The following is a 23185-nucleotide window of genomic DNA, read 5'->3' as shown; positions in this document are numbered from 1 at the left end:
GTGCAGTTCGCGGCGCGTTCCTGCCCGGATGTTGCGGAATGTAAAACCCCGAAGCGTGCTCTCAGCGCCGACCTTGTTCAGCTTTGGGCTGACAGCGCCTCCGGCGATAACGGCTAGAAGGCCACTCCACGCGATGTGATGACCGGGTCAGGCGAGCCGCCCGGTTGCTTGCAGGTACGCTCGCCTAGCGGCAGGCCGAGCGAATACAGGCGGGCGCGGCATTCATAGGTGCGGGTCGCGCCGCAGCCTTCCGCCTCGTAGCGAGTGCTTCCCAGGTACGATCTTTCGACGAGTCTCACATCGACCTCCGCTGGATCGCAGCCAATGTCCAGCGCGCCTCGCGTGCGCACCTGCGAGACGTTGGATGCGCATCCGGCCAGCATCGATAAGGCGATCGCAACGATTGCAACGACACCTGCGCTTCGGTTCGACATATTCTCCCTTTTGTTTGTTCGAGTCCGTGCGCATCTGATTCCGATTGAACTCAAGAGTTCCCAGCCAGCCCGATCGACATCGGTGGATCGGCGCGCCGCCGTTCACTCAGTGCATGCGATCACTCCGGCTTAGGCTTCGACGGCTTCGGCGTCGGTTTGGCGCTGGGCTGAGCAGATTTTTGCTTGGCGTCCGACGGAGTTTCCATGGCGGGGCTCGAGTGGGTCACCTGCTGATCGGTCTGGTCGCTGCGTTGCTGGCCTTCCTGATCCTTTCGCAACATCTGTTTGGCGACGTCCTCGCACTCGCGTTTCACCTCACCCTGGGCCGACTCGCATTGTTTCAAGAGGGTGCTATTGGTCGGATCCGCCGCACCGGCCGACATCGAGAACGCACCCGCCAACAACGTCGCAAGCACATACTTACACTTCATGATGCCTTCTCCGTGAGGGTCTCATGAGTACTACGCCCGGCATGCTGGCGCAGTTTCAGCCCCGCCGCGACTCACAGCCTTTGGGCGCGAGCGAGGTGGCCGCTGCATTCCGTTCGCGCCAGGAGTGGATTCGGCGCATGAGGTCTGCGCGCCAGGAGTCCTCGACGTAGCGGTCAGCGATGGTCGCGGGCGCTCTGCACGAGCTTGTCCAATCCGTGAATGTCCTTGGTGTCTGGCGAGAAGATCACGGCGAATACTTCGTCGTGATTGCGGAATGCCTTGAACTCCAGCGCATTGCCGCTCGGATCGGCCAGGAACATGGTCGCATGCTCGCCTGGCAGGTCGCGCATGCGAATATGAGGGGGATCGATGAAGCGGTAGTCGTGCAACTGGATCCGTTCGGCGAGGGCGCTCCACGAGTCCCAATCCAGATTGATGCCGAAGTGCGGCACCTTGACGGTCTCGCCGTAGAATGCGGAGCCGAAGGCGCCGTTGCCGATAGTCTGATCGCGCGGCTGCTGATGAATCACCAGATGATGGCCGTAGAAATCCAGGTCGATCAGATTGTTGGTCGAGCGTCCCTGCCGGGCGCCGAGCACCTCGCAATAGAACTGTCGCGCTGCCATCAGATCGTGCACGCCGATGGCAAGGTGGAACTGGGCGATCTGCTGATCGCTACGCTGCGTCACCGGCGTGCCGAAGTCGAGATGGCCAATGGCGGCACGCCGGCCTGGCGGCTGCGCTTCCGACTTGGTGGCTTCGTCGTGAATATTGTTCCAGAAGGCCGACCATGCCTTCATGCTGTCGCGATAGCCCGCTTCGAGCGCGTGCACGGCGTCGGGCTCCATTCGCGCAACTTCGTCGGTGAGCAGCTTGCGAAATTTCTCCCGGTGGGCAATGTCGTGCTCGCCGACGTGCAGGTCCCAGAACTTCCAATCGATCTTGTCGGCGCGCGCGCGCACATACGGGTTGAGAATCAAATGTCGATACAACCGCGCCAGGTAGATCTGACAGACGCATTCGCCTCCCATGCCACGCAGCCCGATGCCATAGGCAATGCTGCGTGCGGGATCGATGAGACTGGCTCGCGCCCGCTCCAAAAGAGAAACGTTGTCCGCAAGCGCCATGTCGTCGAACGCGGGATGCTCGATACCGAGGCTGCCCAGGAAGTCGTCGTAAAGTTGGGGATGCGCCTCGCGGTGATCGCCCGCTCCGAGCTCATCGAACAGGATATCGGCCAGAAAGCTGCGGATCTTTCCCGGGTGCATTCGCGCGATCAGCAGCGCGATATCGCAGATGTAACAGGCGGTGAAGTATCGATACTGCACCAGCAATGAGAACAGACGCTGCGGACTCGCCTGTTCGACAAACGCGAACATGTCGCTGGCGTGCCCCACCGTTTGTTCCTGCAACTGATCGGCCAACGCCCAGAAGCGGTCGGTGTCCGTACGGCTGTCGCAGATACGAGGTCGTTCCGTGCTCATGGTGTCCCTCCTTGGACCAGAGATCGCTGCATCGTGCAGCGCGCGTCTGCATTAGACACCCGGCAAGAATGTACGCGTTCGCAGCAGGTGTATCAAAAAATGTATCCGAACGGCGCTCATGGCAAAGCGGTTCAGCTGCTGAGCTCGACCATGCCGAGGGCAACGGGTCCGCTGTTCCACTTCCGAACGCTCGGAACCGCATCTGCGGTTGTGAAGTTTCTTGCTCAGGCGCCGACCCTGCGGCGCTGAAACGTCCCCGAGGACTTGTGAGGAAATCATGACGTATCGAACGCCCTGTCTCGTGCTTGCCGCTCTGCTCATGGCCGCTTGCGCCAGAGAGGAGGCCAACACCGAGGGCAATGGACCTGGCAGCGCTGACGGGGTGGGCGGGCGTGAGGATCCGCCTACTGTGACGCAGCCGGGGATCCCCGAAGGTGGTCCCACGGCGCCTCCGGCCGAGGACAGCGCCACAGCTCCGTCCGAGCAACCGCCGTCTGAGCCACCCGCCCAATAGTTATTCCAAGGCGGGGTCAGGACTGAAGTTGTCCAATGCCGTCGCGGCCAGCGTGATCAGCTCGGGTCGCGGCGGCAGATCTTCGGGCAATCTCACATCCCACACGAGTCCAACGCGTCGAAGCGCAACCAGCACCCACCAACCCGGATCCCACTCGCCGTCGAACAGACCGAGCTTCGCGGAGCCGGGATAGGCATGATGGTTGTTGTGCCAGCACTCGCCCATGGTGAGCAGTGAGGTCCAGGGGATGTTTCGTCCTTGGACTGCCGCGCCCCGCACGCGATAGTGCATCTCACCGTGATTGTGCGCGAAGTAGCCGATCAACCAATGTCCGAGGACTCCGGCGGTCACGCGCGCGCACACGCCCCAGAATACGAAGCTCCATCCGCCCCAAAGAAAGAACGCCAGCGCCCACGGCAACTGCTGCAGCATCCAGGTGCGCTCGAGGAAGCCGTAGAACTTATCGTTGGCCACTGCGGCTTCGATGTGAATCTCAGGCGGCGCATCCAACTGCAGATCACAGTGCAATTGCCACCAGGCGTCGCGCCAGAACCCGCTGCCGTGGCGAAGATAGTCATGGCACCTCGGCAGCCGCTGCGCGAAGTCGCGCAACTCGTGCTGTCGTAACAGCGCAATCGGCCCCGACAAGCCGACCATCGTTCCGCAATAGACGAACAGGTAGGCGAGCCAGCGTGGACACTGGTAACTGTTGTGAATCAGCTTGCGATGACTGCCGAGCGAGTGTCCGAACAGCAGAACGATGGCGGTGCTGATCCCGAACAGTGCGACCGCCGCGGGCGTCGCCGTTGCGATCCCGCCTATCACGGCGCCTGTGAACATCATCGTGAACCACAGGGAGCGGCCGGCTGAATAGCGCACCTCGCCGTTACACACGGCCGCGATCTCTGCAGCCTGAACGCGGTGGCCCTCCACATGGATGGTGGCAGGGGCGTGGGTGTTGTCATTGATCATTGCATCGCTCCTCCAGCGTTTTTCGGTGTGGCGATCGCCACATGCCGACGCTGGACTGAGCTGCGATGGACTGGCTTCCGGATTGATCCGCGAGGATCAGATCGTTCTCGCATGCCGTCAGATCAACAACTTACCGACTTCCGGAAAGATCATTCTGGAATCGTCCTCATCTGAAAACGCCTGGATCCGCGCGCCAAGCCTGGGCGCCGCCTTGCGCAGTGGCGCCAGTCCATGTGCCTGAGGTAGTGTTCAGCACTACATCGGAGGGCAGGATGAAGACCATCTCGGCGGCGGAGGCGAACCGTCACTTCTCTGAAGTGCTGCGCGAAGCGACTCGCGGGCAAACCATTTTGATCACCTCGCGAGGCAAGCCCGTAGCCACATTGGGACCTGCTTCAGGAAGACTTCAGGTGCGTGCGGCGGCTAGGGACGCATTGCTTGCGCGACTCAGCAAGCGGAAGGGCGGCGGTGCGCGCAACTGGGAGCGCGCAGACTTGTACGACGACGAGCGGTGAAGATCGCGTTGGATACGAATGTCCTCGCGTACGCCGAGGGCGTCGGGGAAGAGGCAAAGCGCCGGAAAACTCATGCCTTGCTGAGCGCCTTGCCTGTGGACAATGTCGTGCTGCCTGCTCAGACCCTCGGCGAACTCTTTCGGGTTCTCACGGGCACGAGTGGCATCGATCGAGCAAAAGCTCGCTCGATGGTGCTGAGTTGGTCGGATGCTTTCGCTGTTCATGATTCGACGCATGCCGCATTCCTTGCTGCTTTCGATCTTGCCGCCGAGATGTCGATGCAGATTTGGGATGGACTGATTCTGTCGGTGGCTGCGGAGGCGCGCTGTCGTATTCTGCTATCCGAAGATTTCCAGCACGGTTTCACCTGGCGTGGTGTGACGGTCGTCAACCCATACGCGGATGAAGTTCATCCACTCATCAAGGCCTTGTCCGAAGGCTAGAGCCGGGCTTTCGCGGCCACAGGGATTTGCCGAACAGGTAAGTCGGCGTCACGTCGGTGAAGTTGGCGACTGCAGCGCCCGTCGACGCCAGGCGGATGGCGTCATTCCCTTGGACGCGCAGAAGGCGCGCTCGAAGGTGGTCAGATCCCGGAACCCGGAGGCAAACGCAATCTCGGTGATGGTGGCTCCACTGCCTCGATCGTTGGCCAGCATCGTGGCGCTTCGAGCGATGCGTGCCATCGAGATTCGCTGCGCGACCGTCGCATCGTTCTCCTTGAAGATCCGTTGCAGCATCCGAACGGAGATCCGCAACCGTCGCGCGATGGCCTCGGTGCGTAGCTCCGGGTCGGTCGCGTGGCTTGCGATCATCCGACAGGCGCTGTCGAAGAGGGCGGCTCGGAGCGCCGCGGACCCGCCGATCTGCAACGGCTCTTCCACCAGCGTCGCGGACAACAGATCCAGGATGTGTTGAGCCACGGCTGCAGCAGCCGATGCAGGCAGGCGATCGGATTGGTGGAACACGCTCACAACGTAGTCGACCAGAATGCCCCGCAACGGGTTGGCGCGAGAGATCACGGATCCAGTCAGAAGCTCCGGTCTGAACATTCGCGAGTCCGGCCAGCGCTCCGGGAGCCGAACGACCATGTATTCGAACGGCGCCTCGCCGTCGAACCAGAAATCGTCCATCGTACTTAAGATGGAAATATCTCCAGGCTGCACCTGGATGAGCCGGCCGCGACACCGCATCAGCGGTTTGCCTCCGAGATGAATCACTGCGCCGTAGTGATGTCGCGGCTGTTGTGAGATCTCCAAGCGGGTTCTTTCGCTGATGTGCCCGGCACCCTGAAGACGACCGATCATGAGATCGCCGATGAGCTTACCTTTGACGTTCGCCTGAAAGCGCTGCTCACCTGCTGCTACGGATCTCAGCGCTGCGAGGCTGCGCGCTGAAAATTCCTGCCACGCCTCGACGCGCTGCTTCGGCGCATGATCGTCAGAGTTGAACACCAGCATGACGACCCCCTCGAGCGCGTTGAGCGCTGATGTCACTATTGTGGCTCATTTGTCGCTTGCCGACGAATCGTTTGTCGCGAATCGCTGAGCCGAGCGGCCGCGACGGATCTAATCTTTATCAATCCTGCGTCGGACGCGAAGCAGCATCGACCCTGTAAGCACGAGGAGATTGTCATGAAACCTATGATCGGTGTTGCGGCAGTCACAGCGAGCTTGTTGGTGGGAGGTGCGACGTTGAGCGTAGGCGCCGGACAGGTCAGCGACGTCACGCAACAGAGCGCGTCGCATCAAAAGATGACGACGTGCAGTAATCGCACGATCAAAGGCGCCTATGGAATTCAGATGCAGGGAACACGCCGCGTGCCGGGTGGTACCGAGCTGGAGCAAATGATCGGCGTCGTCACTCGCACCTTCGACGGTGCAGGCAACTTCACCCAGATCGACAACGCCAAGGGCTCCCTGTCGGGCATCGTGTTCGATCGACCTGGCTCTGGCACCTACGTAGTGAATCCCGACTGCACCGGCAGGACGCTGTTTCAGCCTGCGCCGGGTGTGTCCATCGAAGAGCGCATGGTCATCGTCGACTACGGACATGAAGTGCGTTCGATCACCGTCAGCCCGGAGCAGGCCATGATCTCGACGGTGGGTAAACGAGTCGGCTGGCGCTGAGCAGGCCTCTCGAACACAGTTCGGACCCATACCATGCGTACTCCAGCTTTGCTGTTAGCACCGTTTCTACTGTCATGGCTTTGCAGCGCCGGCAGCGTTGCTCAACCGGTGAGCGATCCGAGATCGGCAGTCAGTCCCGTCCGAGCCGATTACGTAGCCGCCGATCCCAAAGAGCTCGCGGCGCTGGACGAGCCTGGCTATCCGGTCTGGTCGCCCGATGGACGTTTCATTGCCTACACCTCGTATCGGTCGGGCCCGGCGAACGTGTGGCTCACCGAGGTGGCTACGAAGAAGTCACATCCGGCGGCGCCCGCCAAAGGCACTCAGTTGGGGCCGCGATGGTCGCCCGACGGGAAGCAGCTCCTGTACGTCGCCGACAAGGACGGCGATGAGATTTACGACATCTTTGTTATCGATGTCGCCACCGGTCGGGCCCACAATCTGACCCAAACTCCAGATCACGCCGAGACCTGCGCCGGTTGGTCGCCTGACGGGCGCAAGATCGTCTTCAGCTCGCGCGCCAAGGACTCGGCGTCGGGCGAGATCGCAGTCATCGATATCGCCAGTCGCAAGGTGCGTTTCCTGACCGGCGACGGACCGACGGAACGCACTCGAGTCAGTCCGTTATGGTCGAGCGACGACTATATCTACTTCTACGATCGCGCCTGGTCGCTGCTCGATACCGACATCATGCGTGTGCGGGCGTCTGGCGAGGCTGCTCCAGAGAATCTGACGTCGCATGAAGGGGAAAGCTTGAATCGGCTGGCAGACGTCTCGCCGGACGGGCGCTACGTTCTGTTTGGTTCGAATGAGGGCACGGGGTGGATGAATGTCGCGCTGCTCGACACTCGTACGGGAGCGCGTCAATGGATCACCCGCGACAAAGCGCACCACATTCCCGCTGCCTTCTCTCCCGATGGCAAGCGCGTCGTTTTCACTCGCGACGAGTCGCTGTCGACCCACATCTTCATTCACGACGTCGCTTCGCGTACGACGCAGCAGCTCACCCATGGAACAGGAGTGTACGAGTTGACGAGTGCATTTCCGGCGGCGACCATGCAGCTCGGCGGCTCGAAGTTCTCGCCCGATGGGAAGCGGCTGGTCTATTTGAGCGCAGGCACCCGGCCCGGCGACCTCGTCGCCATCGAAATCGAGACAGGTGCAGAGCAAGTACTCGTGAACAGTACGCCGCCCAAGTTGGCGCGCTCCTTCGTCTCGCCAATCGCTGTGACATTTCCGAGCACCGATGGACGCTTTCAGATTCCCGCTCTGGTCTGGATTCCGCCCAATCTGAAGCGAGACGGCTCGCATCCTGCCGTGGTGGATATTCATGGCGGGCCTGCGGACCAGACTCGCCCCTATCTCAACATACCCATTCAGGTCCTCGCGGCCCGCGGCTATGTCGTGATCAGCCCGAACTACCGAGGGTCACTCAACTACGACCAGGATTTTCAGCGCGCCAATCACCGGGACCCCGGCGGCGCCGAGTTGAGCGACGTGCGCGCCGCAGCGGACTGGCTGATCGCGACGGGCTACGTCGATGCAAAGAGAGTGGCTGCGTCTGGCGGCTCATGGGGTGGTTATCTGGCGCTGATGGCGCTGTCGACGCAGCGGGATCGATGGGCGGCGGGTGTGGCGCTGCGCCCGTTGGCTGATTTCCACTCCGCGTACAAGGCTTCAGCGCCCTGGATCCAGGCGTTCATGCGCACTCTCATCGGAGATCCGATCAAAGACGAGGCTCTGTGGCGCAATCGCTCGCCGCTCACGCATGCTGCTCGAATCCGCGCGCCAGTCCTCATGGACGCAGGCGTCAACGATCCTCGAACGCCGCTCGCGCAGATCAAAGAAATGGAGCGCGCGATCCGAGCGAACGGCGGGCTCGTTGAACTGCATGTGCGGGGAGATTCAGGCCACTCCATCGAAGACACCGAGGCCTACGTCGACACCAACCTGATGGTGGTGAATTTCCTGGATCGACATCTACGGGCAGGCGCTCGGCAGATGCCAGCGAGCCGTTGATAGCTTGAGCGGCCGATCATTGTCCTGATGCACCGGGCCCGGCGTTCGTCGGGCCATCGGTGCATTTTTATTGCGCGAAACTGACGCTCTGCGCCTTCAAACTTGCAATTGTGTGCCGGTTGGCGAGCACATTGTCTCGTGCGCCCACGACGGTGGCACAATCCCAGCATCCATCGATGGCGCTCATACGCTCATTCAGCGGGGTCGACGGCGATCCGGCCGATCCCGTGTTGAGCCAATGAACAACACAAGAGGCATGACCATGACAACGACCACGGCGGTACGCCGTCTTCTAGGAATGACCTTGCTCGGAATGGCCATCGGCGCCTCGGCGCAGAATGCCGCCGCAGCCGAGGAGGGCAAGCAGGTGTTCGTGCAGGCCGGCCGTCTGCTGGCAGATCCCGGCAATGGTCGTGTGGAGCAGGAACGCACCTTGGTGATTGCCAACGGCAAGATCCTGGAAGTGCGCGACGGTTATCACAGCGCGCCCGCGGGTGGAGAGACCATCGATCTGCGTGACAGCTTCGTGCTGCCGGGGCTGATCGACAGTCACGTGCATATCACTTCCGAAGGCGGGCCCACCTCCGAGCTCGATGCAGTGAAGAAGACCTCCGCCGATCGCACGCTGGATGGTTTGATGTACGCGCAGCGAACTCTGCGCGCCGGCTTCACCACGTTGGCTGACCTCGGCGGCGACGCCGATGCTGTGTTCGCCCTGCGTGATGCAATCAACTCCGGTCGCGCCTTCGGTCCGAGAATCATTGCCGCAGGCGGCGTGGGTGCGCACGGCGGTCATGGTGACGTGCACGGCTATCGTCCGGACATCACCGAATTGTTTGCTCGTCCGGGTCGTTGCTCCGGTGCTGACGATTGTCGTCGCGCCGTGCGACAGGCGGTGCAACGGGGCGCCGACGTGATCAAGATCGCATCGACGGGCGGTGTGCTGTCGAACACGGCTGCAGGTCTGAGCCAGCAGATGCAGGACGATGAGCTGAAAGCCATCGTCACGACGGCGCATGCGCTGGGTCGGCGTGTGGTGTGCCACGCGCACGGCACCGATGGTGTCAACGCGGCCTTGCGCGCCGGCGTAGATTCCATTGAGCACGGCACTTATCTCGACGCCGACTCCATCAAGCTGATGAAAGCCAACAAGACCTATCTCGTGCCGACGTTGCTGGCCGGCGCCACTGTGGCTGAGCGCGCTCGTACCGCCAGCTGGATGCCGCCGGCGGTGCGCGACAAGGCGTTGGAAGTCGGACCGAAGATGGTGGACATGGCGCGTCGTGCCCGGGAAGGCGGCGTGCAGGTCGCATTCGGCACGGATTCTGGCGTGTCAGCGCACGGGGACAATGCAAAAGAGTTCGCGTTGATGGTGTCCGCTGGCTTCTCGCCGCTGGATGCGATCCGTTCCGCCACCGTGTGGGGCGCCAGGCACAACCGGATCGACAATGAAGTGGGCTCGCTGAGCAACGGTAAATGGGCAGACCTGATCGCCGTGAAAGGCGATCCGCTGCAGGACGTGACCGAGCTGGAGCGTGTGAGCTTCGTGATGAAGGGTGGCAAGGTCGCCAAACCCTGAGGGTTCGCGCAGCGAACCGCAACCTGCTCATGCCCAACGCACCGGGATCTTCCGCGTGCGTTGGAGTCATGACACAGTAGCAGGGTGCTACATACATATAAGTACGCTGCGCAATCTCAGCTGCTGCAGGAACCCCGGGCGAAGCTCATTCTCGCCACCGCGGATACCGGTGGCGAGCGCTATCCCTATTTCTTCGAAGGGCGGGTGCTTCAGCCGCGGCTCATCGCCGATCTGTTGACGGCGGTTCACATAATCGTCGGTACCCGTTTCTATACGCCGCCGGGAATGAATGGCAGGCCGATGACCCTGTCGGATCCGGTCGTGACATCGGGCGGCGGTGTGCTTCGCTTCGAAGGTTTCTCGAGCTGTTGTGGCGCCTACATTCGCGCCGACATGCTGCCGGAATCCTATGACGGCGAGGTGACCGGCAAGGGCACGACCAACATCGACTTCAATTCGCCGATGCGCGCCGCCCTCGATAAGGTCAGAGACGCCGGTGGCCTGGCGCTCGCCGTGGGAAGCAACGAGTTCACGATCCGTTCCGCCAGCGGGCAGGCCACTGAGCGGAAGGTGGAGCTGCCGAACCGTTGGTTGCGCGGCATGGTGGAGGTGCAGTCCCAGCAGGCCGGCATGAAACGGCGTTTCGAAGTGTCGGGCGTCGATGCCTTGCGCCTGTTTCGAGGCTTGCCCAAGTCACGCACCTCGCGGTTGTCACTGTGGATTGCTCGCGGCCCATCGGGGTTGTACAGCACGACCCGGCCGGTCGAGCGCGGCGTGCGGGTCATGGACACGACACGCCTGCGGGTGCTGGAAACACTCCTGCCTCATTGCGAAAGTCTCAGTGCTTATGCCGACGATGCCCAGCAGGCGAGCGCCTGGGTGCTGGACTTTGGTGTTGCTCGTCTGACGCTGAGCTTGACTGCCGAACCGTGGCGCGGCTTCTCGGGCGAAGGTCAGGCCCTCTCAGCAATGATGCAAGCAGATGACAGTGCGGTGTCGGCGGTGCTCACGCGCGTTCGTGCTCAATTGCAGTGGCAGGCGGCCTTGGATGTGAACGTGCTCGCGCGCGAGATGAACGTTGCCACTCACGTCGTGAGCGACGCTCTGCGGATCATCGGCGCTTCCGGTCTCGCCGGATACGATGTGCTCGGCGGACATTATTTCCACCGAGTGCTGCCCTTCGATCTATCCATGCTGGAGGACCTGCACCCACGCTTGAAGGACGCCAAGTCGATCCTGCTGGGCGAGGGGGTGAAGGTGCTGAGGCAACGGCCCTTCGAGGCGGAGGTCAAGAGCGGCGATATCCCGCATCATGTGCGTGAAGTGGACCACGAGCTACGTTGCACGTGTGCCTGGTTCGCTAAACACCAGGGTGAGCGCGGTCCCTGCAAGCATGTGCTTGCAGCCGCCACGCTGCGCCACGCCACTCGATAAAGATTTGTTGTGATGACTAGCTTCGTTCCGTCTACGGCGCTGGAGCGTGCTGTGCACGCCGGCGATAGATACGGCATCGCCGGTGTTCTGCATGCGATGACGCCCGAGCAGCTCGATGCCGAAAAGGCCCGCGTGTCGCGCATGCTGAAGCTCATCAGACACGCAGCGAAGCGCAAGCAAGAGCCTTGGGGCGAGTGGGGCGGGCCACCCACGCACGAGCAACGCTATGCCGCTGCAGCAACGGCCATGGTGTTCGGGCATATGAACGCCGCCATCGAGCTCTACTGGCACGTGGGAACGCTGGTCGCCTGGGCGATCGAGTTCAAGCCGCCCGGTGTGGACCTGCTGGTCGAAGCGATTCTGAAGGAAGGTCCGCACGTGATCGAAGACGTGCAGCGGCTGATCGTCGCCGGAGTGGCAGCGCGGCCTGCGAGCGAAGTGTACATCGCCGGCTTGATGCTGCTGTTTCGTCGCGAGCACGACCGGCCTCGGGGCCTCGAGGCGCCGTTCAAAGAAGATCCCGGATTGAAAGACACGCTGTTGCAGATCCTGGACATCGAAGGGACCTCGGTCGCGAATCTGGCCTCGCTCGAGAAACAGTTGGGCGAATGGCGCTGGTCGAACGTGCTGCTCCAACTCAACGCTCTCGGAGTCTATCCAAGGGCCGAGCTGCTGGATCGAACCATCGCTGCGTTGGAGCGCGACTTGAAAGAATCCCGCAGCAACTGGCTCCGAGCTTTTCACCAGAAGCTGGCGCCTACGATCCCCGAGATGAGTCCGCATTGCTCGCGCTACCTGGCTTTGTTCGAAAGCCGGATGCCGACCACGGTGACGCTCGCGCTCGAAGCCGTGCAGCAGCTCGACGACGCCGGATTGATCGCACCGGATCAACTGCTCGGCGCGCTTCGTCGTGTGCTCTCGTCGGCGGTCAAGAAGCATGTGGAAGCGGCGCTCAAGTTGTTGGATCGGTGTGTGAAGCGCGATCCTGCGCTCGCCACCGGGGCGGCCGCCGCGATCGTGCCTGCGCTGGCGCACGAATCCTCCGATGTGCAGAAGCAAGTGCTCCGGCGGTTGGATGAGTGGGGAATGGATGAGGCGACGCGGTCCATGCTGGCGAAGTACCACAACGCCATTTCTCCCATGCATCGAGATGAGCTGCGCCGTCTTGGCGGGCAGGCCGCGCCCGTCAGCGACTCCGTGGAACCCCTGGTAAGCCGTCCTGAGGAGCGTGTCGGTCCATTGGATCCGAGTCGTCGGATTCAACCTATCGCTGCCATCGACGAACTGGTCGATCGTACCTCGTACGTGTTCGAACACAGTTTCGAGCTCGACGAGTGGGAACGCGTGCTGGCCGGGCTCGTGCAGGCCGCGCCCCTCTCCGAAGAGGCGTGCCGGCGCTTCGAACCGGTTGCGGCGCGGCTTCCCCGGTTACAGACACCGCAGGCGTGGGAGATTGGACGCGTGCTGCTCTTGCTGCTCAAGAGCGATCGGCTGCGTGCCAGCCCGACGAGCAGCATGTGGGGACCGAACCTTGCCGACCAGCATTTGACTCGTCGCGTCGAGGACGCGATGAATCTTGCGATACTGGGCAAAGGGCTGGTGCCGTTGAGCACGCCAACTCACATGCGCGGGTTTATCGATGCGCGCCTTCTCATCGAGCGCGTGCGTGCTCACATCGACGCCGGAGTGACCGATTCGGTACATGAGCAGGCGAGCGCGTTGTTGCGGCTGGCGCCGGTGGCGGACGAGCAGGCGGTTGAAGCTGCGCGCGCGCTGCCAGAAAGTGAGTTCACACTTGCGCTACGTTATGCACTCGGGGACAGGATCAGTCGCCTGGAGGAGTCGGCGCTGTTCGCCGCCGCGGCTCGCATCAGGCGAGTGCTCAATGGAAACTCACGCCGCCGTCACGAGTGGTATCTCAGGGGGATCCAGCAGGAAGAGATCACTGAGGATTTCGCGCGCATTACCTTCAAGCGGGTCGAAACGCTTCCGGAGGCGATTCCCGATCCGGTCGCGGCGCTGGAGTTGGAGAACGACCAGCTCGATCGGCGCGGCTGGTTCCAGCGACCGACCATCGGCGGCAGGAATGAAGGTTTCATCCTCTATCATTCGACGCTCGTGCCTTCCGACCTGGATTGTTTCTTTGCCGACGGCGTTACCGAGCTGGCGCACGGTCAGCGCTCCACGGTTCGGCAGAACCTGCCTTACTTGCAGCTGTTGCTCGATCCCACGGTCGAGATGAGTCCGATCGCGACTTTACTTCTGGCGGCTGGCCTGGTGACCGGGAATGCGGGCGAAACGGCCATCGCGGTCGACGCGCTGGTGTGCACTCATCGAGAGGGCCGCCTGGATGTTTCGCTGCTGGCGAAGAGCTTGCCGCCGGTATTGAAAGTCTCTTCCCAGGAACTCACACGCCCCGCCAAGTCCTTTCGCGAGGCGCGGCGTATCGATGCAGCGGTTTCGCCCGTGGTGTTCGAGCTGATCAGGGCCTTGCTCGAGATCAAGCCCGAAGAGCCGCCCAGAGGAACCAATGCATTGTTGGAACTGGCGGTGGAGATCGTCGCGGAGGGTGCGGCGACCTTGACAGAGCAGAGCCGGCAGACGGTGGCGAGGCTCGTGCTGGGAGGCAAGGGCGCCACGCTGCGCAAAGCGCTGCTGAGCAAGTGACGCCGCTCAGTGGGCTTCCGGAGGCTGGAAGTTGTGCATGCCTTCCGGTCGCGGATTGATGGCGAGGCGAGTGGCCATGCCGTTGCCGCCCCAGCTCGCGCGATGCCAGCGGCCCTGCGGTGCGTAGACCACGTCGCCGGGCTCGGCGGTGAAGAACGGAACGCCTTCGATCTGATAATCGATCTTGCCTTCCAGGACCAGCCAGAACTCTGAATAACCGACGTGGAAATGGCCCAGGTTGCTTGCCGGCGGCGGCGCACTGCCCGGTCCACGAATGATGTTCGCGAAGGTCTTGTCGTCCTTGACGAACGGGCCGCCCCGCCCGTTCGCTGCGACCACGGCTTTGTTGAAATCGAGATAAGGCTTGTTGACCTCGTCGTAAGCGCCGCTCCCGGTGAAGCTCACCTTCACATATTTCTTACCGGCCACAGGCGTCGGCGTTTCCTCGAGAGGGAAGAGCGGCACGGCCTGCGCGCCGGTGACTTCGAAACGCAGCGACGGCTCGGAACCGACCGTCTCGATGCTGTAGGGGATCCGATAGGGGACTTGCACCATGAAGCCCCGGCTCGCGACGAAAGGCTCCTGACCATCGATGCTGACGCGCATGCGGCCCGACTGCACGATCCAGAAAACCCGGTCGTCCGCGAAGAACTGTCGCTTGGTCTTCTCGCCGGGCGCCATCGAGATGTAGCGGGCCACGAAATCGCGGTCGCTGACGATGTCCTCCTGCCAGCTGCGTTCGCCGGAATGTTTCGCCAGCACCTCGGAAAGTTTCCAATGCGGCTTGTGAGGTGCGGTCCATTCATTCGCCTGCACTGGTTGAGCCGACCACGCCACGATGGGTTGTGGCCGCTGTGAGGCTTGCTGCGCAAATGCGCCGCTCCCAAAGATCAGCGTTCCGGCTAGCACGCACGTCAGCTGAACCGTCGATCGATCGAACATTCTCATGGCGTCTCCGGATTCTCGAGCTCAGCGTTGATACAGCGGCATGACGCCCGGGGTGCGCAGGGCGATCTTGTAGATGCTCGACGTGGCGGTGATGTAGGCGACCTTGCCTTGCTCGGCAAATGCCAGATTTGCGGCCACTTCAGGCAGGACCAGCTGTCCGAGCACTTTGCCTCGCGGCGTGATGATGCGAATCCCGCCAGGCCCGGTGGTCCAGATGTTTCCTGCGCTGTCCACCTTCAAACCGTCCGGGCCGCCGGGCCTTTTTTCATCCACTCCGTACTGAATCAGCATGCGAGGGTTGCTGACCGCGCCGTCGACGCCGACGTCATAGGCCTTGACGAATCGCTCCGGTCCGAAGTTCGCGACATACAGGGTTTTCCCATCGGGCGAGAAGGCGAGGCCGTTGGGCAAGGTGAGATCCTCGATCACGACCTCGAGCTTGCCGCCCGCCCAGCGATACACGCCGTTGAATGGCAGTTGCTTGGCAGGATCCTTGTCCATGCCGCGCAGGCCGAACGGCGGATCAGTAAACCAAAGCGAGCCATCCGGCGCAAACGCCAGATCGTTCGGACTGTTCAACTGCTTGCCCTGGTAGCGATCCAGCAGCACGGTCGGCTTGAGTTGCGCATCGAGACGGACGATCTTGCGGCCGCCTTGCTGCACCAACAGCACCGAGCCGTCCTGGTCGGTCGCCATTGCGTTCGAGCCCAGGTACGAATCCACCGGAAACGGATCGAGACCGCCGGCGCTCTCGATCAACAACTCCACTTTGCCCCCGGGAGTGACTGCGTACACTTTGTTGTCGCGCAGATCCGAGAACCATAGACGACCCTCGCGCCACATGGGACCTTCGGTGAACTTGAACCCGGTCGCGACGCGCTGGATCGTGGCGTTCGGCGCGATGAGCGCGTCGAGCGCCGGGTCGAGGCGCTCGATGCGAGTGGCCGCGCCATCCGCTGCGAAGGCGGCTGTGGCGACCATGCCTGCCAGGGCGAACGGGGTTCTCTGCAGAACGCGCCGAGCCAGCTCGACGAAATGTCTCATGCGATCTCCCAATGAGTTTTCAAACAGCGTCGGTGAGCAGCACCAGGTAGCCCTTGTCGGTGACGGTGTTTTCGATCATGGGCCAATACTTGGTGTGATCGTCCGAGGCAATCCATTGCTGGCGCAGCTCCTCGCTTTCATAGGTCAACTGGAAACGATAGTTGATGCTCTTGGCGGGCGCCGGGCCGCCTTGAATCACCTTGCGCAGCTTGAGCATCTTCAGATCGATGTAGCCGGGATGTTTCTGCGCCACCGGCTTGAAATGGTTTTGATAGGCGTCGAGCATTTCCTGTTCGCGAGCCGGATCCACGGCGAGATCGCAGTAGAGAACGATGGGCTTGCTGGCCTTGCTCGCCGCTGCCGCCGATCGACCGATCGCACTGGCAGCCATGGCGCTACCGGCGCCGAACCACGCAACCGATTTCAACCAACCTCGTCTGTTCATGAGCATTCCTCGACTCAATGGTTCGATGCTGAGAAGTTCCGAGACAGATAGTCCTGGATGATCTGCATCTCATCCGGCGTCACTTCGGCGCCGCGCGCCGCCATCAGATCCATCACCTCCGCCCACTGTTCCGGCGTCTTGCGCTTGGTCGTGATCATGTAGATGTCGTGACAGCTGACACAGCTGCGTTCAATGAGCTCCAGGCCCGGACCTGCAGGAGGCTCTTCGAGCGCTTGTTGAGCAAGCAGCGGCGCACTCGCGAGGAGGGTCAGTCCGACGATGAGCGTGGTGTGCGTGGTCGATCGAAACATGGTGAGAGCTCGGATCAAGGGAGCGAAAAGGCGGTGACGGTGTCGCTCTCGACCGGGCTGCCCACGAAACCGCCCGTGTTGACCGCGGCGATGAACTGCTTGCCGCTCTTGCCGCGATAGGTCATCGGTGTGCCGTAGATCGAGGCGGGCAGCTTGAAGCTCCACAGCTCGGCGCCGGTGCGCGAGTCGAAGGCGCGAATGCGGTTATCGTCGGTGCCGCCAATGAAGGTCAGGCCACTGGCGGTCAGGATGGGGCCGCCGGCGCTGATGCGGCCCGTGTTCTGTAGATGCTCGGGCAAGTTCTCGCTGATGCCCAAGGTCGAACGCCATGCAATCTTTCCAGTGCTCACGTCGACTGCGACCAGGCTTCCCCACGGTGGTTGCTGACAGGGCAGGCGCGTCTCGTGATTCCAGAAATATACATAGCCGTCCTTCAAGCCCCACGAGCCGTCCGGTCGCTTCGCCAGCTGCTGCGGACTGCCCAGCTCGTTGATATTGACGATGTAGTAGCCGAGCTTCGGATCGAACGCGCCGCCACCCCAATCGACACCGCCGAGGCTGCCAGGAAAGCTCGCCACCGCAGAGTCGCCGCGCAGCGGCTGAAATGCGCGGCTCTCGACGATGTTTTTCTCCTCGATCAGTTGCTCACAGAAGGCGCGATGTTCCGGAGTGAGATCGGCAAGATCGGACATCTTGAATTCCGGTCGCGCAAGCGGCGGTGGCGCGACCGGCATGGGCTGCGTGGGCCAGGGCTTTTCATCCGGGATGTCGGTCTCGGTCGGCACCGGGACTTCTTTGACTTCATGAATCGGCTGGCCCGTCACCCGGTCGAGCACAAACAGCAGGGCGGTCTTGTTCATGACCGCGATGGCGGGAATGATCTTGCCGTTGCGCTTCACCTCCACCAGCGTGGCCGAAGGCAGATCGAGGTCCCAGATATCGTGATGCACTGTCTGGAAGTGCCACAGATATTTCCCAGTCGCCGCATCGACCGCGACGATGGAGTTGCTGAACAGATTGGCGCCTTTACGATCGCCGCCCCAGCGATCGAAGGCCGGCGCGCCGATCGGCAGATAAGCGATGCCGCGCTCGGCATCGAGCACCAGCGGCGTCCAGACATTCACGCCGGAACGACGTTTCCAGCTGTCGCCTTCCCAGGTGTCGTGGCCGAACTCGCCGGGGCGAGGCACCGTGTGAAAGGTCCACACGAGCTGACCGGTGCGCGCATCCCAGGCACGCACGTCACCAGCTGCGCCTAGCGTGGGTGTCTCCTGGACGCGCGAGCCCGTGATGATGAGATGCTTATAAGTAAGAGGCGGCGAGCTCATCCCCAGCGGCGCACGGGGACTGCCGTTCATTACCTCGGGAGTCTTCATATCCACGATGCCGCCGTTGCCGAAACTCGCGATGGGCTTGCCGGTCGCGGCGGACAGTCCGATGAGCTTGCCGCTGCGCGTACCGAAGAAGATCGCCGGCTCCGCATCGCCCATGCCTGGCCAATACTCGACGCCGCGTGTGGAGGGCTGGTCGTGATTGGGCAATTCGTACACCCACAGCTCGCGACCATTGTCCGGATCGAGCGCAACGACTCGCCCGTAGGGCGTGGATACAAACATTCGACCGTTCACGACCAGCGGCGTGGCTTCCGAGGGGATGAACCGGCTGCGCCGTATCGGTATTTCCTCGCCCTCATCGCTGGAGGGCGGAGCAGGCGTCGTGCTTGGCGGCCGCATGTGATAGGTCCACGCGACCTGCAATTTGCCGACGTTTTCCGGCGTGATCTCATCGAGGTGCGAGAAGCGCGTCCCGCCCGCATCACCGTGATAGGTGGGCCAGTCGACCGAGACAGGCGCGCTCGTGCACGCAGTCACCAGGATTCCGATGGCGGTGAGAGCGATGGTTCGCTTCATTGTCGATTCCGAGTAGGCCGGGGTCTTCGGAGCAGATCGGTCTTCGCCGCCATATCTCGCGCGACGCCGATGATCATCAGCTCGAGGGGAGTGCCATTCTCGTTGCTGAAGGATTTCGATTGCTCGAGGTCGACGGCGATGGCGTCGCCACTGCGAATGGCTGCGCGCTCTGATCCGACGCTTGCGCTACCGGCGCCGGCGATCACGTAGTAAACCTCGCTCACATCGGCAAGGCGCTCTGGACCGACGCTCGTGCGCGGCGGAAGGAGCAGGTGATCGACATAAGACCAGGCGGTGAAGAACACACTCGGCTCGAGCACGCGGCGATACTGCACGCGGCCCTTACCGCCATTCATCGCGTCCACAGGTTTCAGCAACTTTCGATCGAGTTGCATCGAGATGAACTGCGGCACCGGGTCGAGCGGCACGCCGACGCGAGCGTCGCCGAGATCGAAGGCGTCGTACGTTTTAGAGGTGCCGACGTTGATATTGAGCCACTGCACCGGCCGATCGGTGGGGTTGTAGATCGCGTGGGAGTGGCCCAGTCGGTTCGGCGCGCCGGCCGGGCCCTTGAGCAGGGAAGTGCGCCCGTCGATGGTGAACTCGGCCTCGCCATCGAGAATGACGAACATCTCTTCGCAATAGTTATGAAAATGCTGGCCGATGCCGCTGCGAGGCTGGATCACGCCGCGATGGAGAAAAATGAAGTTGGTGCTGAGCGCCGCGTCCCCGAGCAGCACGCCGAACTCCATCGAGCCGGCGCCACCGTGCACGGCACTCAACGATCGGAAAGTTGCAGGATCGGTGTGCGCGATGCGCTGAGCCAATGCAGGGCTCGGCGGTTGCGGCGTGTCGGCCGCCATCGATGAGGCGGACACGAGCATGGATGCAATGAAAGCCCGGCCGAGCACCACTCCCCCTTAGCCGTGATATGCACTCACGGCGTTGTCGTCTAATTTCATATCCGATAGCATATACGATATGATGGCCACGGCAACAAGAGTACGGCAGGGGGTTCGCCCCAGCGTGGTCCCGGTCCGCTTCTTGTTGGTGTTTCTGCTGTTTCTGCTCAGCACGGTCGCCTTTCTCGACCGCACCAACATTTCCATTGCGGGCGTGGCGTTAGCCCAGGAATACGCTCTGACCCAGATTCAACTGGGCTGGGTGTTCAGCGCTTTTCTGCTGGGATATGCCGGATTTCAGATTCCGGCCGGGTGGCTCGCGGTGCGTTTGGGGCCCAGAAACATCCTCAGCTTGGGGGTGTTGTGGTGGGGCGTGTTCACCGCGCTGACCGCGCTCGTTCCGCCCACGGCAAGTCATGGGCTGACGATGCTGTTCCTGGTGCGATTGGGATTGGGCATCGGCGAATCCGTCGTGTATCCCGCCGCCAATCAGATCGTGGCTCGCTGGGTTCCCGTACAGGAGCGTGGTAAAGCCAACGGTTGGATCTTCGCTGGCGTGGGCGCCGGCGCCGGACTCACGCCTCCCATATTGAATGCCATCATCGAATCGTACGGCTGGCGCGCGTCGTTCTGGTTCTGCGCCGTCGTGGGATGCATCGTGGGCTTGATCTGGTACATCGTCGCTCGCGACCGGCCGGATCAGCATCCACGGGTCTCGGACGCAGAACTCGAGCACATTCGCGCCGGCATTGACACCTCCAGACCCGCGGCCCGCACGCCCGTTCCCTGGCGACGAATCTTTTCGAACCGCGATGTGTTGGCGCTCACCATCAGCTATTTCACCTTCGGCTACGTGGTGTGGATTTTCTTCAGCTGGTTCTTTATTTATCTTGCCGAGGTGCGCGGCCTGAATCTCAAGACCAGCGCGCTGTACAGCATGCTGCCATTCATTGCCATGACAGTGTGTTGTCTGCTTGGCGGCGTCATCAACGACGCCATCGTGAAGCGTTACGGATTGCGACTCGGACGCTGCGGGCTACCGGTGATCGCATTGTTGCTGACCGCCGTTTTTCTGGTGTTCGGCTCGATTGCCAACAGCGCTACGGTCGCGACGCTGGTGCTCGCCGGCGGCGCTGGCGCTATCTATCTTTCCCAGAGCGCATACTGGTCGGTGACCGCGGACTTCGCGGGTGAGCACGCCGGCGTCGTTTCCGGCGTAATGAACATGGGCTGTCAGGTGGGAGGTGCGATCACCGCCTCGCTGACGCCCTGGATCGCCGCCGAGCTCGGGTGGAAATCCGCCTTCTTCGTGGCCGCGGCGCTGGCTGTGATCGGCGCCGTTGCCTGGTTGCTCGTGGATCCGACACGGACTCTCGAAGATGGGCGCCTGCCGCGATCGGCGGCATGAGGAAAAGAGTTTCAGAAGAGGGGACCGTGGAGACACCGACTCGGAACGACAACAGCAACCTGCCACTGGCGGGGATCCGCGTGCTGGATATCACGCAGGTCATGGCCGGCCCCTTCTGCTGCATGTTGTTGGGCGACATGGGCGCAGATGTAATCAAGATCGAGCCGCCGAAAGTCGGCGATTCCACCCGTCACTCCATGGGCTTCCGTTTGAAAGGCGAGGACAGCCCCGGCTTTCTCGCGCTGAATCGAAATAAACGGAGCATCGCGCTCGATCTGAAGAATCCCGAGCACCGCGATGTGCTCTACGCCCTGGTGAAAACCGCGGACGTGTTGGTCGAGAACGCGCGCCCGGGCGTCGCCGCGCGACTCCGCATGGATTACGAGACGCTATCGGCCATCAACCCACGACTGGTCTATGCGAGCATTTCGGGGTTCGGTCAGACCGGTCCGTGGGCGCAACGTCCGGGTTTCGATCTGATCGCGCAAGCAATGTCGGGAGCGTTGAGCGCCACGGGATTGCCCGGCGAAGAGCCGGTCAAGAACGGCATCCCGGTCGCGGATCTGGGGGCTGGTTTGTTTGCTACGTACGGCATTCTCAGCGCATTGCTGGGCCGGGAGAAATCCGGGCGCGGTCAGTTCATCGACGCCTCCCTGCTGGAAGCTGCGCTCGGCTTGTCGGTGTGGGAGACCACCGAGTTGTGGGGCACCGGCAAGTCTCCACAACCGATCGGCTCGGCCAATCGTATGTCCGCTCCTTATCAGGCCGTGCGGGCCGCCGATGGCTATTTCGTCATCGGCGCTGCAAATCAAAAGCTGTGGCTGACTTTCCTGGAAGTGGTGCAGCGACCGGAGCTGAATGCGGATCCACGCTTTGCCACGAATGCTTCGCGCGTCAGCCATCGAGTCGAGTTGATCGAAGAACTGCGGCCCACCCTGGCCGAGCGCACGGTGCACGAGTGGGTCGAGGCGCTGCTGGCGGCCGGCGTGCCAGCGGGCCCGATCTACAATTACGAGCAGGCGCTCGCGAGCGACCACGTGGCTGCGCGAGAGATGGTCATGAACATTCCACATCCTGTGGAAGGCTCGTTCCGCGCGTTGGGTTTCCCGGTGAAAATGCGCGGCACGCCGCAGCGGGTGCGCCATGCGCCGCCCTTGCTGGATCAGCATGGCGACGAGATTCGCCGCGAGCTGATCGAAGCAGGGCTGCTGCCGGCCTCCTCAAAAAGGACCGCGTCATGAGTGAAGCCAGACTGGTCTATGAGAAGCGCGACGTCGTCGCGCATATTCGCTTCGACAACCCGTCGGCGCACAACGCGCTGACGCATCAAATGTGGTGCGACCTTCGTGATGTCTGCAGACAGATCGCGCAGGATCCTAGCGTGCGTGTCGTGACATTTCGGGGCGTTGGCGGCAAGGCGTTCATCTCCGGCACGGATATCAGCGGCTTCGCCGGCTTTACCTCCGGGCGTGACGGGATCGCGTACGAGCGACACATCGATGAATGTATGGCCGCCGTCGATGCATTGCCGGTCACCACCATCGCGATCATCGAGGGTTGGGCCGTGGGCGGCGGTCTGAATATTTTCAGCGCCGCGGATTTTCGCATCGCCACGCCCGACGCGCGCTTTGCCTCGCCACTGGGCCGAACCATCGCCAATTGTTTGTCCATAAGCAGCTGCGCTCGCATCGCTGGCGCGATCGGCGTCACCATGGCAAAGCGGATGCTGCTGTTGGGAGAAGTTGTCTCCGCGCAGGAAATGATGACCAAAGGCGTGCTCTACAGCGTCGTCGAGCCGGCGGCCATGGACGCTGCAGTGGATGAGCTTTGCCAACGAGCGGCCGCCAATGCGCCGCTCACGACGCGCGCCAGCAAGGAGATGATGCGCCGGCTGAGCTACGCAAATCTGCCGAACGTCGATGACTTGATCGAACAGGTCTACGGCAGCGAGGACTTCAAGCGAGGTGTGGCCAACTTCGTGGCGAAAAACAAAACCGTGCCGCAATGGAGGGGCAGTTGAACGAGGGCGGCCACGGCGCCTC

General features: G+C 62.2%; 20 protein-coding genes and 2 pseudogenes. 10 read left to right on the top strand and 12 right to left on the bottom strand.

The window, feature by feature from the left end:
- Positions 1-113 precede the first annotated feature (113 nt).
- From JM946_RS18230 to JM946_RS18215, 5 genes and pseudogenes are all read right to left on the bottom strand, one after another.
- A complete protein-coding gene (locus tag JM946_RS18230; RefSeq protein WP_203168784.1) occupies positions 114-434 on the bottom strand; it encodes a hypothetical protein in 321 nt (106 codons plus the stop codon).
- A 119-nt stretch (positions 435-553) separates the two neighbouring features.
- A complete protein-coding gene (locus JM946_RS18225) occupies positions 554-865 on the bottom strand; it encodes a hypothetical protein (RefSeq protein WP_203168783.1) in 312 nt (103 codons plus the stop codon).
- 248 nt (positions 866-1113) lie between these two features.
- Positions 1114-1530 (bottom strand): annotated as a pseudogene (locus JM946_RS31760) (VOC family protein); the annotation flags it as partial.
- Between the two features lie 135 nt (positions 1531-1665).
- Positions 1666-2244 (bottom strand): annotated as a pseudogene (locus tag JM946_RS31755) (iron-containing redox enzyme family protein); the annotation flags it as partial.
- A gap of 619 nt (positions 2245-2863) precedes the next feature.
- Positions 2864-3835, bottom strand: coding sequence for an acyl-CoA desaturase (locus tag JM946_RS18215; RefSeq protein WP_203168781.1), 972 nt, complete (start codon positions 3833-3835; stop codon positions 2864-2866).
- 272 nt (positions 3836-4107) lie between these two features.
- Here JM946_RS18215 and JM946_RS18210 point away from each other — a divergent pair, with 272 nt between their 5' ends.
- Both JM946_RS18210 and JM946_RS18205 read left to right on the top strand, forming a co-directional pair.
- The gene (locus tag JM946_RS18210) at positions 4108-4350 is read left to right on the top strand and encodes a type II toxin-antitoxin system Phd/YefM family antitoxin (protein WP_203168780.1); all 243 of its coding nucleotides are present in this window, start codon (positions 4108-4110) and stop codon (positions 4348-4350) included.
- Positions 4347-4793 (top strand): PIN domain-containing protein, encoded by a 447-nt coding sequence (locus JM946_RS18205; RefSeq protein WP_203168779.1) that lies wholly within the window; start codon positions 4347-4349, stop codon positions 4791-4793. Before JM946_RS18210 ends, JM946_RS18205 begins: the two co-directional genes overlap by 4 nt.
- A 48-nt stretch (positions 4794-4841) precedes the next feature.
- On the opposite strand, the gene JM946_RS18200 is transcribed toward JM946_RS18205, so the two are convergent.
- Positions 4842-5807 (bottom strand): helix-turn-helix domain-containing protein, encoded by a 966-nt coding sequence (locus JM946_RS18200; protein ID WP_218042969.1) that lies wholly within the window; start codon positions 5805-5807, stop codon positions 4842-4844.
- 174 nt (positions 5808-5981) lie between these two features.
- Here JM946_RS18200 and JM946_RS18195 point away from each other — a divergent pair, with 174 nt between their 5' ends.
- The 5 genes from JM946_RS18195 to JM946_RS18175 all read left to right on the top strand — a co-directional run bounded on the left by JM946_RS18195 (position 5982) and on the right by JM946_RS18175 (position 14175).
- Positions 5982-6476, top strand: a complete 495-nt coding sequence (locus JM946_RS18195) for a hypothetical protein (RefSeq protein WP_203168777.1) — start codon at positions 5982-5984, stop codon at positions 6474-6476.
- A 108-nt stretch (positions 6477-6584) separates the two neighbouring features.
- On the top strand, positions 6585-8495 hold the full coding sequence (locus JM946_RS18190; protein WP_218042967.1) for a prolyl oligopeptidase family serine peptidase: 1911 nt from the start codon (positions 6585-6587) through the stop codon (positions 8493-8495).
- Between the two features lie 262 nt (positions 8496-8757).
- Positions 8758-10074, top strand: a complete 1317-nt coding sequence (locus JM946_RS18185; RefSeq protein ID WP_203168775.1) for an amidohydrolase family protein — start codon at positions 8758-8760, stop codon at positions 10072-10074.
- Between the two features lie 84 nt (positions 10075-10158).
- A complete protein-coding gene (locus tag JM946_RS31315; protein WP_203168774.1) occupies positions 10159-11508 on the top strand; it encodes an SWIM zinc finger family protein in 1350 nt (449 codons plus the stop codon).
- A gap of 12 nt (positions 11509-11520) precedes the next feature.
- Entirely contained in the window at positions 11521-14175 is a 2655-nt protein-coding gene (locus tag JM946_RS18175) for a DUF6493 family protein (protein ID WP_203168773.1), read from the top strand.
- Between the two features lie 6 nt (positions 14176-14181).
- Here the strand turns inward: JM946_RS18175 and JM946_RS18170 are convergent, their stop codons facing one another.
- The 6 genes from JM946_RS18170 to JM946_RS18145 are packed head-to-tail and all read right to left on the bottom strand — an operon-like array spanning position 14182 to position 19744.
- The gene (locus tag JM946_RS18170) at positions 14182-15123 is read right to left on the bottom strand and encodes a cupin domain-containing protein (protein ID WP_203168772.1); all 942 of its coding nucleotides are present in this window, start codon (positions 15121-15123) and stop codon (positions 14182-14184) included.
- Positions 15124-15144: 21 nt separating this feature from the next.
- Positions 15145-16167, bottom strand: coding sequence for an SMP-30/gluconolactonase/LRE family protein (locus tag JM946_RS18165; protein WP_203168771.1), 1023 nt, complete (start codon positions 16165-16167; stop codon positions 15145-15147).
- Positions 16168-16186: 19 nt separating this feature from the next.
- Complete coding sequence (locus tag JM946_RS18160) at positions 16187-16612, bottom strand: hypothetical protein (RefSeq protein WP_203168770.1); 426 nt, start codon at positions 16610-16612, stop codon at positions 16187-16189.
- A gap of 14 nt (positions 16613-16626) precedes the next feature.
- A complete protein-coding gene (locus tag JM946_RS18155) occupies positions 16627-16923 on the bottom strand; it encodes a hypothetical protein (RefSeq protein ID WP_203168769.1) in 297 nt (98 codons plus the stop codon).
- Between the two features lie 14 nt (positions 16924-16937).
- Positions 16938-18833 (bottom strand): pyrroloquinoline quinone-dependent dehydrogenase, encoded by a 1896-nt coding sequence (locus JM946_RS18150; protein ID WP_203168768.1) that lies wholly within the window; start codon positions 18831-18833, stop codon positions 16938-16940.
- A complete protein-coding gene (locus JM946_RS18145; RefSeq protein WP_218042966.1) occupies positions 18830-19744 on the bottom strand; it encodes a cupin domain-containing protein in 915 nt (304 codons plus the stop codon). Before JM946_RS18145 ends, JM946_RS18150 begins: the two co-directional genes overlap by 4 nt.
- A 73-nt stretch (positions 19745-19817) precedes the next feature.
- Here JM946_RS18145 and JM946_RS18140 point away from each other — a divergent pair, with 73 nt between their 5' ends.
- From JM946_RS18140 to JM946_RS18130, 3 genes are all read left to right on the top strand, one after another.
- The gene (locus tag JM946_RS18140; RefSeq protein WP_230979820.1) at positions 19818-21143 is read left to right on the top strand and encodes an MFS transporter; all 1326 of its coding nucleotides are present in this window, start codon (positions 19818-19820) and stop codon (positions 21141-21143) included.
- A 101-nt stretch (positions 21144-21244) separates the two neighbouring features.
- Positions 21245-22384, top strand: coding sequence for a CaiB/BaiF CoA transferase family protein (locus JM946_RS18135; RefSeq protein ID WP_407700579.1), 1140 nt, complete (start codon positions 21245-21247; stop codon positions 22382-22384).
- Positions 22381-23163, top strand: coding sequence for an enoyl-CoA hydratase (locus tag JM946_RS18130; RefSeq protein ID WP_203168764.1), 783 nt, complete (start codon positions 22381-22383; stop codon positions 23161-23163). The genes JM946_RS18135 and JM946_RS18130 overlap by 4 nt, the downstream gene beginning before the upstream one ends.
- The last annotated feature ends 22 nt before the right edge of the window (positions 23164-23185 follow it).

The organism is Steroidobacter gossypii, from assembly GCF_016801985.1.
GTDB lineage: Bacteria > Pseudomonadota > Gammaproteobacteria > Steroidobacterales > Steroidobacteraceae > Steroidobacter > Steroidobacter gossypii.
This window is presented reverse-complemented; position numbering and strand designations above follow the sequence as displayed.